Source organism: Paraburkholderia sp. 35.1 (genome assembly GCF_050436525.1).
Taxonomy (GTDB): domain Bacteria; phylum Pseudomonadota; class Gammaproteobacteria; order Burkholderiales; family Burkholderiaceae; genus Paraburkholderia; species Paraburkholderia tuberum.
The window spans coordinates 491499-504434 of sequence record NZ_JBNDMJ010000002.1 but is presented as its reverse complement, the minus strand read 5'-3'; the positions used below and the strand labels follow the sequence as shown (position 1 = coordinate 504434).

Sequence of the window (12936 nt, the reverse complement as noted above, 5' to 3'; positions counted from 1 at the left end):
TTGCTTGCCTGCACACGGCAAGGGGACGACGCTGCGAGGGTCGCCCTTTCCAGCAGAACATGTCGGGAGACAACCATGCAACATACCGTGATTGGTTTATTCGACACTTACATGCAGGCCGAAACCGCCCGCGACACGCTCGTGCAAACCGGCTTTGCGCGCGAGAAGATCGAGTTGCAGGCGAACGCCGAACCTTCGGTTGGCTCGGCCACCAGCGAAGTCGCCAACGCGGGCGTGCTCGCGAATATCGAGCGCTTTCTCGCCAGCCTGTTCTCGACCGGGCCGCGCCCATCGGACACCGCGCGTTATGCCGAGGCGATGCGGCGCGGCGCTGTGCTCGTGTGCGTCCACGCGGCAAGCGAGTCGCATGCGGAGCTGGCGCGCAATACGCTCGTGCGGCTCGGCGCGACGGATATCGGCGACCGCCCGCCCGAGGCGGACACGCCGGCCGCCACCGACCGCGACCACTCGATACTCGATGAGCTGGGCATCGGCGCGGTGATGCCGGGAACGCCGCGCACGTCGACCGTAACGACCGAGGCGGGTGCGACGCCCGGGATGCGCGACGCCACTGCGACACCGGGTGCAGCGGGCGTGAGTTCGAGCAGCGGCGCAGCGGGTGCGGCGGCCATGACCGAATCGACCGGAATCGCCGGCGCGACGGGCGCCACTTCGGCGACCGGTACGACCGCACCCGACACCATGCCCCCTCCCGCCGCCCCGCGCCCTGATCCGCTGGCCGCCATGCCGCCGGCGGACATCGGCGCCGCCGCCAAGCCGTTCGCGCCGCCGCCGATCAGCGAACGGCCGATGAGCGATCCGGTCAACGAACCCATCGTCGATCCGCTCGCCGGCGATGCGGGACGCCGCGCGATCGCCGCCGGCTCGGTACCAGGTTCGGGCGCGGTGATGCAGCCGTCCGACATCGTCCCAGAAGGCGGGCAGCCGGGCACCGGTGCCGGCGCGCAGATGCCGAACGAATATCTGGAGTACGAAGAAGATTTCCGCGCGCACTACGACGAGCAGTACGCCGCCGCGAACGCGCGCTACGAAGACTATGTGCCGGCCTATCGCTACGGCACGGAGATCGCTCGCGACGCGCGATTCCGCAATCGTCCGTGGGATGAGATCGAGCCCCAGGCACGCCGCCATTGGGAAACCACGTCGCCGGACAGCACGTGGGAGCGCTTCAAGCTCGCGGTGCGTCACGGCTGGGAGCGGGCGACCGGCCATCACCACGTGTAGGCGATGCGCCGAGCGACACGAGCGCGGCCGCCTTACGCGGCGCGCGCTGTGTTCGCGTTGCTTCGGCGGACGGGGTCAGGACGCGGTCAGCGGCGCTGAGGCTCGGCTACACCGACCCGTGCCGCTTGATCCACGTGACGTAGCGGTCCATGAACGTCTGCAGGAACTTGCGCGTGCCGTCGTTGACGATCTCGCCTTTTTCGTTGATCACCGCTGGATCGTGCTTGATGAACACCTCGGGCTGCCCCATCGCCGCGACGTCGAGATAGGCGAGCACGTTGCGCAGATGCTGCTGAGCGAGCGCGCTACCGGTCGCACCGACCGAGGTGCCGAGCACCGCGCCGGGCTTGTTGGCCCACGAGTTGGTGCCCCACGGCCGCGAGCCCCAGTCGAGCGCGTTTTTCAGCACGCCCGGTATCGAGCGGTTGTATTCGGGCGTCACGAACAGCAGACCGTCCGCGGCTTGCACGCGCGCCTTGAGCTTCTTGCCGGCTTCGGGATAGTCGGCGTCGTAGTCCTGGGAGTACAGCGGCAAGGAGCCGATATCGATGTATTCGAAGGTGAAATCGGCTGGAGCGAGGGAAATCACCGCCTGAGCCAGCTGACGATTGAACGAATCCCGCCGCAGGCTGCCGACGACCACTGCAATGTGATAGGCCATGTTCGCTTCCTCAGGTAAGGCGCTCGACGCGCAGAGAGTACGAACTGTCCATCATAGGCAAAAGCCGCGCGAAACCCCCAGGCCCTGGCGGATTTGGCCAGCTCATAGCGGATCGGGAAGGATTCTTGCGGCACCTGACGGTGGATAACCTCGCGGCTCGAAAAGTTATCCACAGATTCGCTGAATAACCTTGTGGATAAGTGGAACTTTTGCCTTGCCAATCAAGCATGCCTTCGGGCCAGGGCGATCTGAGGCAAATGGGACACCATCGACATTCTGGAGGACCGGATCATGAGTCTCGACTATGCAGGAAAATCCCACGACGAAGCGGTCGCCGCGCGCAAGAAAGCGCGGCAGCGCGCGCAGGAGCCGGCGGGCGGCGAGATGGCCGTCGACGGCGTCGAAGCCGATGCCACGCATAGCTGCGGCGAGTTGTCGGAACGAGGCAAACAGGTGTGGCGCACGGGCGCCGGACTCGATGGCGGAGGGAAGGCACCGAGCCGCTAGGACTCGCGGGTTGCCCATCGGCCGTGGCTAGAAGGGGCCGCTTGACGCCGCCGTATTCCCATGCAGGCCGAATTCTGAATACTGGAATACGAAAGGGCGCCGTTGCCGGCGCCCTTTTCTCATGCTTCCTTGCTGCGTATTTCGACGTGCCGATCAGTTGCCAAAAAATACGTTGCAGTACGACGCCGGGCCGTTGCAGGTCGAAGCCGGAGCGTCGGCGTGAGCGACACCCGAAGCCGCTGCGAACAGCGCGGCCGAAGCGATCAGGGCGGAGAAAATGCGTTTCATGGTGTGCGTCCTCGTTTGTGTGTGGGTTGCGCGATCTGATGCGATCGATGGCGTGAAGAATAGCGAGCGAGCCCGCGTCCACAAACAGCGAAGATGAGAAGACATTATTTTATAAATTGAAATAATCGGTATTGTGCGATTGCGTTGAATTGGTGGTCGACTGCGACGCGTTGATCGGCCCGTATGGCGATCCAACAGCCTTGTCGCGCGCAGACTCGAAATATCATTTCTTGCAACAATTAATTTCCGGCGTCATAAGCGGCCGCGCCGCGCGACGAAGCTCCTCAGGCATCGATTGCCAAGGGGCATATGTTCAATACCGATTCGCTAGGGCAGGAGCGTGAGGGAGAATGGCGCACGCATCCGCAAACCGTGCGAGGACGACCATCCGCTCATGAATCACGACGTTTCAGGACGACACGCGCAGCGACGGAGCATGCCGTGACGCAGCCAGGCGCTCCCTCGCTGGACGATCCCATTTATCTCGCGCAATTGCGGCGTGACCTCGTGCGCTTCGCCCGTCTGCAATTGCGCGACGCCGCGGCCGCCGAGGACGCCGTGCAGGAAGCGCTGACCGCCGCGTGGACTCAGGCCACGCGTTTCGCCGCGCAGTCGGAGCACAAGACCTGGGTGTTCGGCATCCTGCGCCATAAGCTCGTCGACACGCTGCGCGCGCGCCAACGCACGGTCAATCTGTCGGCGCTCGAAGCCGAACTCGACGGCGAGGCGCTGCTTGATCGCGAGCTCTTCAAGGACAACGGCCACTGGTCGCGCGAGACCAAACCGCGTCCGTGGCCGACACCCGAAACTGCATTGCGCCAGCAGCAATTCTGGACGCTGTTCGAGATGTGCCTCGAGCATTTGCCCGAGCACATTGGACGCGTGTTCATGATGCGGGAGTTTCTCGACCTCGACATCGCGGCGATCTGCGCGGAACTGCAGATCAACGCGAATCATTGCAGCGTGCTGATCTATCGCGCGCGGCTGCGGCTGCGCACGTGCCTGAGCGAAAAAGGCCTATCCAGCGAGGATGCGAATGGGGAAATGTAAGGACATCACGCGGCTGCTATCCGATGCGCTCGACCGCTCCCTGTCGACTGGCGAATGGCTCGCGATCCGCCTGCATCTGCCGACCTGCAGCGGGTGCCGGAACTATCGCAAACAGATCCGCCTGCTGCGGGTTGCCGCGCATGTGGCGAGCGGAGCAGCGAACGTGGACGGAGCGGTGAGCGGCGACGAGTGATTTGCCGCTTTGCCACACCGCAGTTCAGCGCTCGCCGATCGGCACGTCGCGATAGCGTTCGAAAAAGCGGGCATGCGATGCTTCATCGATGCCGACAGGATGCGCATCGGCACGCGCCGGATGTTTGGCGAGTTGCGCGCGGGTGCGAATCGGCCGATGCGCGAAATTGCCGCCGCAATTCGGACACACGTTGCGCAGCCTCGTCAGCGCGCAGACCTCGCAGAACGTGCATTCGTAGGTGCAGATCATTGCGTCGGGCGCGTTCGGCGGAAGTGACTTGCCGCAGCCTTCGCAGGTTGGTCGCAATTGGAGCATGACGGTGGCTCCTGTTGTTGATGACGCGAGGCGCGGCTTGCTGCCTGGCGTCGCGTGAGGTTCTGCGCGCGTGTTCCGCTGTGCGCGCGTCAATACGCTGCCCAAATGGGTGAGGCTGTCGCGCGCGCCGTGCTCACGTCAACGCGCTCCACAGCACGAGCGTCAACGCGAGACCGACGACCGATACGATCGTCTGCAAGACCGACCACACCAGCACAGTCTGTTTAAGCCGGAGTCCGAAATATTCGCGGACCATCCAGAAGCCGGCGTCGTTCACATGGCAGAAGAACACCGAGCCGGCGCCGATCGCGAGCGCCATCAGCGAATTGTGCGTCGCGCCGAGGCCCGCGACGACCGGCGCGACGATGCCGGCCGTCGTCGTCGTGGCGACCGTCGCCGAGCCGGTGGCCTGACGCAGCGCGACGGCGATCAACCAGGCGAGCAAGATCAGCGGCATAGGCGCCCCGACCGCGATCTTGCCGATCGTCGCGCTGATGCCCGCTGCGACGAGCGCCTGCTTCAGGCCGCCGCCCGCGCCGATCGTCAGCAACAGCGCGACGATCGGCGGCAGGCTTCTGCGCAGAATGCCCCCGACGCGCTCGCGCGCCATGCCGCGCGACCAGCCGAGCGCGACCACCGCGAACAGCACGGTGAGGCCCAGCGCGATCAGCGGCTCGCCAAGAAAATTCAGCGTATCGAAGAGCAACGTTTCGGGCTCGAGCAGCAGCTTCGCGACCGTGCGGCCGAGCATCAGAACGACGGGCAGCAGGATCGTGATCAGAGAGATCGCGAAGCCCGGCGGCTCGAAGCCGTTCTGCTCGGCGGTGAACAGCTTGCCCATTTCTTCAGGCTCGACGACGTGCATGCGTTTCGACAGCCAGATGCCATACAGCGGACCGGCGAGGACCACCGCGGGGAAGGGCCACGATCAGGCCGAGGCCCAACGTCAAACCGAGATAGGCGTGCAACGCGCTCACCGCGATCAGCGGACCCGGATGCGGCGGCAGCAACGCATGCAGCGTCGTCATACCGGCGAGCGCGGGAATCGCGATGCGCAGAATCGGCTGCTGCGCGCGACGCGCCATGACGAAGATGATCGGCACCATCATCACGAGGCCGGCTTCGAAGAACAGCGGCAGGCCGATGAGCAGCGCGACGACGCATCATCCACGGCAGCGTACGCGGGGTCGAGTGCGCGAGGATCGTCGACACGAGCCGGTCGGCGGCGCCCGATTCGGCCATCAACGCACCGAGCATCGCGCACAGCGCAATGATGATGCCGACGTCGCCGAGCAACGCGCCGGCGCCTTTGCTGAACGCGCTCGCGACTGCTTCGAGCGGCAGGCCGTGAAGCCCGCCGCGAAGGTGCCGACCATTATCGACAGGAACGGCGCGAGCTTCAGCACGCTGATGAAGATGATGATCAGTGCTAGTCCAAGCGCGCACGACAGGATCAGTTGGGTGTCTGGGCGGCCCACGGTGTCAGTGTTGTCGTTACAGGCACGGCGACTTTTTTCCTCTCTTCGTTTGCAGTCGACCGATGCAGCCGCGAGCTGGTGGTCGCGGGCGCTTGTTTTGCTGGTCGATTCTAGCGGGAGGGGATAGGTTGGGCTTTGGGCAATGCTTCGCGACTGCCGCATGATTTGCTTATGCGAATTTATCGGTTCGTCCAGGCTCGCAGACGAATTATCGTCGGAGCCAATCGAACCATCTTTTGGCGTCCGTTAAATTCTTTTTCGACGAGTATTCTCATGTCCCGTGATCCGCTGCTGACGCGCCGTACGTTTCTGGCCGGCGTAGGCGCGACGCTGGCCGCCGCCGCGTTGCCGGTCTTCTCCACCGCCGCAGTTGCCGCCGACGAACATGCAAAAGAACTTCGCATCGGATATCAGAAAGCCGCGAGCACCCTGGTATTGCTGAAGGCGCACGGCACGCTCGAAAAGCGGCTTGCGCCACTTGGCATCACGGTCAAATGGACCGAGTTTCCGGCTGGGCCGCAATTGCTGGAAGGGCTGAACGTCGGCGCGATCGATTTCGGCTATGTGGGCGAAGCGCCGCCCGTGTTCGCGCAGGCCGCGGGTGCCAATTTCGTCTACACGGCGTATGAAATTCCGACGCCGCACGCCGAAGGCATCCTCGTGCATCCGGACGCGCCAATCAAAACCTTGGCCGATTTGAAGGGAAAGAAGATTGCGCTGAACAAGGGCTCGGATGTGCACTGGTTTGTCGTCGCCGCGTTGCAGAAGAACGGCGTGAAGTTCAGCGAGATCCAACCCGTGTATCTGCCGCCCGCCGATGCACGCGCGGCCTTCGAGCGCGGTGCGGTCGATGCGTGGGCGATCTGGGATCCGTTCCTCGAAGCCGCCAGGCGGCAAACGAACGCGCGGCAGCTCGCCGATGCCGAGGGTATCGTGAGTCACCACCAGTTCTTTCTGAGCGCGCGGCCCTTCGCGCAACAGAACGGCGACGTCCTTGCGATCGTGATCGATGAAGTCAGCAAGGAAGGGGAGTGGGTGCGCGGCCATTACAGCGAGGCCGCCGCCCAACTCGCGCCAATTCAAGGGCTCGACGCGAGCGTGATCGAATCAGGCTTGCGGCATTACGCGCATATCTACAAGCCCGTCGACGCGAACGTGCTTGCGGAACAACAGCGCATCGCGGATACGTTCACCGAACTGCATCTGATCCCGACGAAGATCGTGACCAAGGATGCCGCGCTGTCCGGCAAAGCGTAGCGCAGCAGTTCGAGTCCGCATTGCCCACATCGTTTTACTTCGACGGTCGCGCGATCAGGCGAAAAGCGCGGCGACATTTTCCGGCGGGCGGCCGATGGCAGCCCGTCCGTTTCTGACGACGATCGGTCGTTGCAACAGAATCGGATGCTTCGCCAATGCTTCATAGAGCTGGGCGTCCGTCAGCGACGTGTCGGCAAGATTGAGCTCTTTATATTCGGCCTCGGTGTCGCGGATCATTTCGCGGACGGGACAGCCGAGTTGAGCATTGAGCTTCTCAAGCTCTGCGACGGTGAGTGGCTTCTTCAGATATTCGACGATTTCCGTCGCTTCGTTTGCGGAGTTGTAGGTGTTCGCGACGAGTTCGCAGGTGGTGCGAGATTTGGAGCAGCGCGGGTTGTGGTAGATGGTGATCATGGCTGGATTCGGGGGCTACGCCGTTGAAGGTTGCTGCGACGGTTAGAACGATTCGGGAATTTTAGCGGGTGACTTGATGACGTGGCGCGGGATGACTGCGCGGCATCCGCGTTGTTTGAACCATCGGCGAGGTGGGTCGGTTTATGCGCATAAACCGACGCTGCCTTCGAGGCGAGTGGGAATAGTTTAATACTGGCACCCTGAGTTCTAGTCGCACCTGAGATTTGCTCGCGCGGGCGCGATTCAAACGACAACCTATATCCCCCGCTGATGAGGCGCCGGATGCAGTTTGCCGCTTGCCGCTTGCCGCTTGCCGCTTGCCGCTTGCCGCTTGCCGCTTGCCGCTTGCCGCTTGCCGCTTGCCGCCATGTCTGGGGAGAATCGGCGTCGGAAGAATTCATTACGAATGGTCCCTCCGGGCCAATTGGCACGCGAACTTTATGCGCATAAAGTCTGGCACCTCTCACCCTTTGGTCGCTCAGATGCGTGCGCTCCTTTTCTCTGCACATCAGCCCGAGAATCGCGAACAGTCACCGACGACTGTGCACGCAGTGCGCGAGCACTCGTTACTTTCCCTTTGCCGCCGCCGGACAGCGATCAGCAACGCTTAAGCCCCAGTCCACGCTTGCCCTGATATCCCGCAAGACCCCGGACACGCGTCCGATGCCTCTTTATGCGCATAAACCCTTTGCCGAATGGCCAATTTCCGAACTGCGCTTACGCAAATCATTTGAAATCGCAATTCAACCAGGTAAAATCCATTTGCGTCTAAAAAGAGGAGGTGAAATTTGGCGGCAGAAATCATCGCGGTAACACAGCAGAAAGGCGGGGTCGGGAAGAGCACCATCGCGATGCATCTCGGCGCTGCATTTCACGAGAAAGGCAAACGCGTTCTCGTCGTCGACGCGGATGGCCAAAACACTCTGATTCACTGGGCCAGTGCTGCCTCCGACGGCGACATCGGTATTCCATTCGCCGTCGTCAACCTGTCCGAAGCAGGCAGCCAGATCCATCGCGAGATCAAGAAGTTCGTGGCTGACTACGACATCATCGTCGTCGACTGCCCGCCCTCCATCACCGAAAAAGTCTCGGGCGTCGTTCTGCTCGCGGCGAGCGTCGCGGTGATCCCAACTTCCTCGTCCCCTGCCGATTACTGGTCGAGCATCGGCCTCGTCAAACTGGTCCAGCAAGCGCAGGTCATGAACGAAGACCTGCGAGCCGTGTTCCTGCTCAACAAGACTGAAGAGAAACGGATGCTGACGCGCGAACTGAAGCGCGCGCTCGAAGAACTCGGCTTCCCTCTCCTCAAGACCCAGATTCCCACGCGCGAAGCCTACAAGCAGGCAATGGCGTTAGGGCAAACGGTGCTTCAGATGAACGACCGCGGCGCGAAGCTCGCCGCGCTCGAAGTACGGGCGTGCGCCAACGAGATCGCCGCCTTGCTCCCGTGAATTTATGCGCATAAAGGACCCTGAATGAAACCGTCCCAGTTCGCCAAAGGCTTTCAAGCACGTCCTGACACGACCAGCAGCGAAAAGCGCACCGCGCTCGACCGGCTGAATGCGATCGACGGCCTGGTCAGAAACGAGGCGAAAACTCCCACGATCGCCGGGCGTCCGATTCCGGCCGTCTTGCCGTCGCGTCTGCAGGACGCGGAGATTCCTGATCCGGACAACGAATCGGCAGCCTACCGCGCCTGGAGGCTCGAGCACGGCTATCGTCCCGGCCAGATCATCGAACTGGCGCTCAAGACGATCAAGCCGAGCCCGTTCAATCCACGGTACTTCTATGTGAAGTCGTCGATTGCGGAGCTTGCCGTCAATCTGGCGAAGCAGGGGCAGCAGCAGGCGATTCACGTCATTCCCGACTATGACAACCCTGGCACCTACTTCGTCAGTGACGGCGGCAGACGGGTGCGTGCGCTGAAAGAAGCGAACAAGGAGTCGGTGAAAGCGATCGTCATCGATCTGCCGATCGGCATCCAGAGCTACAAGCTCGGTTACGACCTCAACGTGCAGCGCGACTCGCAGACGGTGTTCGACAACGCGGTCGTGTGGCGACGCTTTCTCGACGAGCGGCATTTCCAGAGCCAGAAGGAGCTGGCCGAACATCTCGGCCTCGACGAATCGACGGTCGCAGTCGCGCTGTCCATCGCCAAACTCCCGGAAACCGTGATGCAGGAGATGGTCGCGCGCCCTGACCGCTTCGGCTCGAACATGGCGTATCAGGTGGGCCGCTACCACACGGCTCGCGGCGCGGAGGCGACACTGCGACTGATCAACCGGATCCTTTCCGACGATCTGAGCACACGCCAGGTCGCCGACATCGTCAAAGGCCGAGCGACCTCGCAGGAAAGCGTCAAACCAGCGGGCCGGCAGCGCTACGCGCAACGTCTGGAAATCAAGCTTGGTGGTGTGTCGGTCGGCGATCTGAAGTCGTATGGGGACGACCGGCTCGAGTTGCGCCTGAAAGGCCTCACGCGTGAAAAGCGCGACGACATCCTGCGGCAGATCGAGAAGATGCTGAAGTAAGACGTGAGGGCGGTGCGCATGCACCGCCGCCTGGATTTCAAAGGCAGTTATCGACCCATCAGGCCGCGCGCGACTGGCTCAGCGTAAAGGCGAGCAGGTCGCCGTCGGTCGGTTCGCCCCAGGTCCTGCGCGCGAGCCAGTCGAAGAACGCCGTTTCGACGATCTTCGAGTCGAGCCCGCGACGCCGCCAGTCGTCGCGCATGTGCGTGCCGAGCCCCGGCAATTCATCTTCCTCGAACGACTGTCGCGCGTTATCGCGCTCCGACTCACCCTGTTCGTTGTACAACTCGTAGGCCTGCTTGCGACGGTAAGCCGAGTATTCACCGAGCAGACGCGCCTTCAGATCGTCGGCCGGCGACGCCGCGGCCTTGCTGGTGCCGCCACCCGCGGGCAGCGCCTCGACCGGCGGCGCATAGCCTTTCTTCAACGCATCCTTGAACAGCGCCGGCGCACTGCGCACCGGCGGCAGTGACGTGCTGCGCATACGCTGCTCGGTCATCTGCAGCGCCGCGCGGATCCGGTTCTCCTCGCTGTCCGCATAAAGCGTCTGCGCCTCCTTGAGCGGAATGCCGATCTTCACCATCCGGTCGACCAGCGTGCTGTCGAACACGTTCGGATGTTCGTCGAGCGCGAGCATCGGCTGCTTGCGCTCGGTCACGCGGAACTGGATTTCAGCGACGCGCCGACCCTCGCGATGCTCGATCAGCTCGACAAAAATGTTCGTGACCGCGTTGACCTCGGCGATGGCCGGGCGCAGGTAGTCGCGCTTGAAATACTTGTACTCGCGCTTCGCCTCGTCGCCGGCTTCAGTGTCCGGCGTGCCCGACAGAATCGGCCGCCACCATTCCCAGGTCTCGCGCATCGTCAGGTGGCTGGGGTTGGTCAGGTAGCGCACGCAGATCTCGTAGAGTGCGAGGCCCGCGCTGCTGCGCAGCTGGCTCTGGAACTGCAGACTCAGCCGCGCATACTGAACCGGATCGAGCAGTTTCTTCTTGATCTTCGGCGCAAACGAAAACTCGACCCAGACGCGACGCGTGGTCGGATCTTCGAGAATTTCCGCGTCCGCGATCAGCGTCGAAATACCCCATTTGCGGCCAGGCTTCTGACTCGACGTGCCGGTGCTCCACTCGACCTGCACCGACACCATGCGGCGCAGATGCTCCTTGACGAGCGCGGTGTCATTGGAATCGAACGCGGAATTGGCGACGATGTCGGACAGCAGCGCCCGATAGGTGTCGCCCGACTCATCCGCTTGCTGGGCCACTGCGAGTAACACGTTAAAAAGCTTGCGCGTGAGCAGCGTGATCTTGCCGCTCTTGGGCTGGATCGCGATCGCCTCGACGGCTTTGCGCAGCTCAGCCGAGCTCGGGCTGACAACATCGGTCTTTTTCGCGCGCTTCGTGGCCATGCGTCGAGGTGAGGAGGGGATTTCGCGAGAGCATACCGGCTGTGGTGATACGCGTCTATAGCGCCCATCTCACCATTGCCGGTGAAGCGAGTTTACGAAGCGCAACTCACCTCGAGCAACTCCCGAAAACCCTCACCTCGTGTGCGTGCCGCCAGGATCGGGCTCTCCTTGCCGGTCGCGGCGTCTGCGAATCCGGCTTGTTTCGCCGCGTGCGGCAACGGGGAGCATGTGATCCCGAATCTTCTCACCTCAAAAATTTTCGCGGATTTTTTCGAGAACCTCGTGTAAACGGATGGCGTCCGGGGCGGCTGATGACTTCGTCGTGCGGCCTCGCGATCGTTTCGTCGACCGTCGCGTGCTGCCGGCCGATGCACAGTCCCGGATCGATAGATGGAATGCCCGCACGGTATTGGGCCCGCAACGCGGCGCGGGCCAGCGACGGGCGCCCCGTCAGCCCTGTTGTCGGTGCATCAAGCTTCCTATCGCCGGGCGCGCCATTCGACTGCTTGGTACCTCCGCTGACAATTCAGCCCTCACTACCGAGAACCTGCCGGAGTTAATCACCTGTTTCGACTTCGAGCCTGGTCCGAAGCCGCCGAAAAAGGGGAGATTCAACCACAGGCAAATCCTCACCGCTCCAATGCTCCCGAAAAACCTCACCGTAGCACCGCAGAACGGCACAACACGACACGCGCTCATGCCGCGCCAGTACCGCATTTCCCCAATGCAACCTCCTGAAAAGCGTCACCTTTGACCTTTACGGAGGCCCCGGCGCCCCCTCCCAAAGAACTCCTGAAAAGTCTCACCTTTGCTGGAGGACAGGAAAAAAATCAATGATTTCCGTGACTTGCGATAATCGCATGTAGCGCTCGAACCATCGGTGTTCCCGTAAAATCTCACCTTAAGCCAGTTTTTCGCACCGCAGCACTTTTCATTGCGTCCCCGCGGACCTCCCGAAAAGACTCACCTTTGCAATCAGCGACCAGGTATACCTTCGCTCGCAAATTGCCATCCGCCGGGCATCTCCAGCCGATAGCCCGCGTTTTAGTCCCGAATCTCCTCACCTTAACGCGTAAAACCCTATCCAGACCTTCCCGAAAAGCCTCACCTTTGACGGAATCGCCGGCCAAATCGGCTCCCGGATCTAGCTGATCAGCCAGTTCCCCGAATCCCCTCACCTTTCCAATCGCCAGCGGTTCCCGCCAACCAGTCTTTCGGGCGATCGATGCGTCGAATTCCATCCTGGCTCCCGTAAAACCTCACCTCAGCAGTATCGATGCTCAAAAAGAAAGCAAAACTGGACCCAGCGCCCCGAAAAATCTCACCTTCGTTTTCCGTTTTCTCCCGCTACGGCTCACCAAAGCGGTTAACCACCCCAAAAAACCGGCAAAAAACCATGCTCGCGAGCCTCCCGAAAGCCCTCACCTTGCTCAGACCAAACCGAACAGACACTTTCGAGGGGTGTCGGGCGCTTCGCGGCCGCGAAGTCCCGCAAAACCTCACCTTTGCCCAAACCCCACGTATACGGCGGTTCCTGAACCCGCTCACGTTCCGTCCCGGAACCGCTCACCGAGCTTCCCGAACCCCAT

12 protein-coding genes and 1 pseudogene are annotated in these 12936 nt (G+C 62.3%); 7 read left to right on the top strand and 6 right to left on the bottom strand.

The window, feature by feature from the left end; all coding sequences use genetic code 11:
• Nucleotides 1-75: 75 nt before the first annotated feature.
• Nucleotides 76-1245, top strand: a complete 1170-nt coding sequence (locus OKW27_RS08145; RefSeq protein ID WP_429333148.1) for a hypothetical protein — start codon at nt 76-78, stop codon at nt 1243-1245.
• Between the two features lie 106 nt (nt 1246-1351).
• Here the strand turns inward: OKW27_RS08145 and OKW27_RS08140 are convergent, their stop codons facing one another.
• Nucleotides 1352-1906 (bottom strand): NADPH-dependent FMN reductase, encoded by a 555-nt coding sequence (locus OKW27_RS08140; RefSeq protein ID WP_429333147.1) that lies wholly within the window; start codon nt 1904-1906, stop codon nt 1352-1354.
• 291 nt (nt 1907-2197) lie between these two features.
• Between OKW27_RS08140 and OKW27_RS08135 the strand changes: the two genes are divergently transcribed.
• A complete protein-coding gene (locus tag OKW27_RS08135) occupies nt 2198-2413 on the top strand; it encodes a hypothetical protein (RefSeq protein ID WP_026226445.1) in 216 nt (71 codons plus the stop codon).
• A 153-nt stretch (nt 2414-2566) separates the two neighbouring features.
• Here the strand turns inward: OKW27_RS08135 and OKW27_RS08130 are convergent, their stop codons facing one another.
• Nucleotides 2567-2701 carry a hypothetical protein gene (locus OKW27_RS08130; protein WP_018424013.1) on the bottom strand — a complete coding sequence of 45 codons (135 nt, stop codon included), beginning with the start codon at nt 2699-2701 and terminating at the stop codon, nt 2567-2569.
• A 441-nt stretch (nt 2702-3142) separates the two neighbouring features.
• Here OKW27_RS08130 and OKW27_RS08125 point away from each other — a divergent pair, with 441 nt between their 5' ends.
• Together OKW27_RS08125 and OKW27_RS08120 are read left to right on the top strand one after the other, a co-directional pair.
• On the top strand, nt 3143-3751 hold the full coding sequence (locus tag OKW27_RS08125) for an RNA polymerase factor sigma-70 (protein ID WP_184052738.1): 609 nt from the start codon (nt 3143-3145) through the stop codon (nt 3749-3751).
• Nucleotides 3732-3944 (top strand): zf-HC2 domain-containing protein, encoded by a 213-nt coding sequence (locus tag OKW27_RS08120; protein WP_429333146.1) that lies wholly within the window; start codon nt 3732-3734, stop codon nt 3942-3944. The genes OKW27_RS08125 and OKW27_RS08120 overlap by 20 nt, the downstream gene beginning before the upstream one ends.
• Before the next feature lie 24 nt (nt 3945-3968).
• Here the strand turns inward: OKW27_RS08120 and OKW27_RS08115 are convergent, their stop codons facing one another.
• Nucleotides 3969-4259, bottom strand: coding sequence for a DUF1272 domain-containing protein (locus OKW27_RS08115; protein ID WP_429333145.1), 291 nt, complete (start codon nt 4257-4259; stop codon nt 3969-3971).
• A 133-nt stretch (nt 4260-4392) separates the two neighbouring features.
• A pseudogene (locus tag OKW27_RS08110) lies at nt 4393-5763 on the bottom strand (gluconate:H+ symporter).
• 247 nt (nt 5764-6010) lie between these two features.
• On the opposite strand from OKW27_RS08110, the gene OKW27_RS08105 reads away from it, so the two are divergent.
• The gene (locus OKW27_RS08105; RefSeq protein WP_429333144.1) at nt 6011-6994 is read left to right on the top strand and encodes a sulfonate ABC transporter substrate-binding protein; all 984 of its coding nucleotides are present in this window, start codon (nt 6011-6013) and stop codon (nt 6992-6994) included.
• Between the two features lie 54 nt (nt 6995-7048).
• On the opposite strand, the gene arsC is transcribed toward OKW27_RS08105, so the two are convergent.
• The gene (arsC, locus tag OKW27_RS08100) at nt 7049-7408 is read right to left on the bottom strand and encodes an arsenate reductase (glutaredoxin) (RefSeq protein ID WP_429333143.1); all 360 of its coding nucleotides are present in this window, start codon (nt 7406-7408) and stop codon (nt 7049-7051) included.
• Between the two features lie 788 nt (nt 7409-8196).
• On the opposite strand from arsC, the gene parA reads away from it, so the two are divergent.
• Both parA and OKW27_RS08090 read left to right on the top strand, forming a co-directional pair.
• Nucleotides 8197-8859, top strand: coding sequence for a ParA family partition ATPase (gene parA, locus OKW27_RS08095; RefSeq protein ID WP_013092840.1), 663 nt, complete (start codon nt 8197-8199; stop codon nt 8857-8859).
• Between the two features lie 24 nt (nt 8860-8883).
• The gene (locus OKW27_RS08090; protein ID WP_429333142.1) at nt 8884-9939 is read left to right on the top strand and encodes a ParB/RepB/Spo0J family partition protein; all 1056 of its coding nucleotides are present in this window, start codon (nt 8884-8886) and stop codon (nt 9937-9939) included.
• Nucleotides 9940-9997: 58 nt separating this feature from the next.
• Here the strand turns inward: OKW27_RS08090 and OKW27_RS08085 are convergent, their stop codons facing one another.
• Nucleotides 9998-11347, bottom strand: coding sequence for a replication initiation protein (locus OKW27_RS08085; protein ID WP_429333141.1), 1350 nt, complete (start codon nt 11345-11347; stop codon nt 9998-10000).
• Between the last annotated feature and the right edge of the window lie 1589 nt (nt 11348-12936).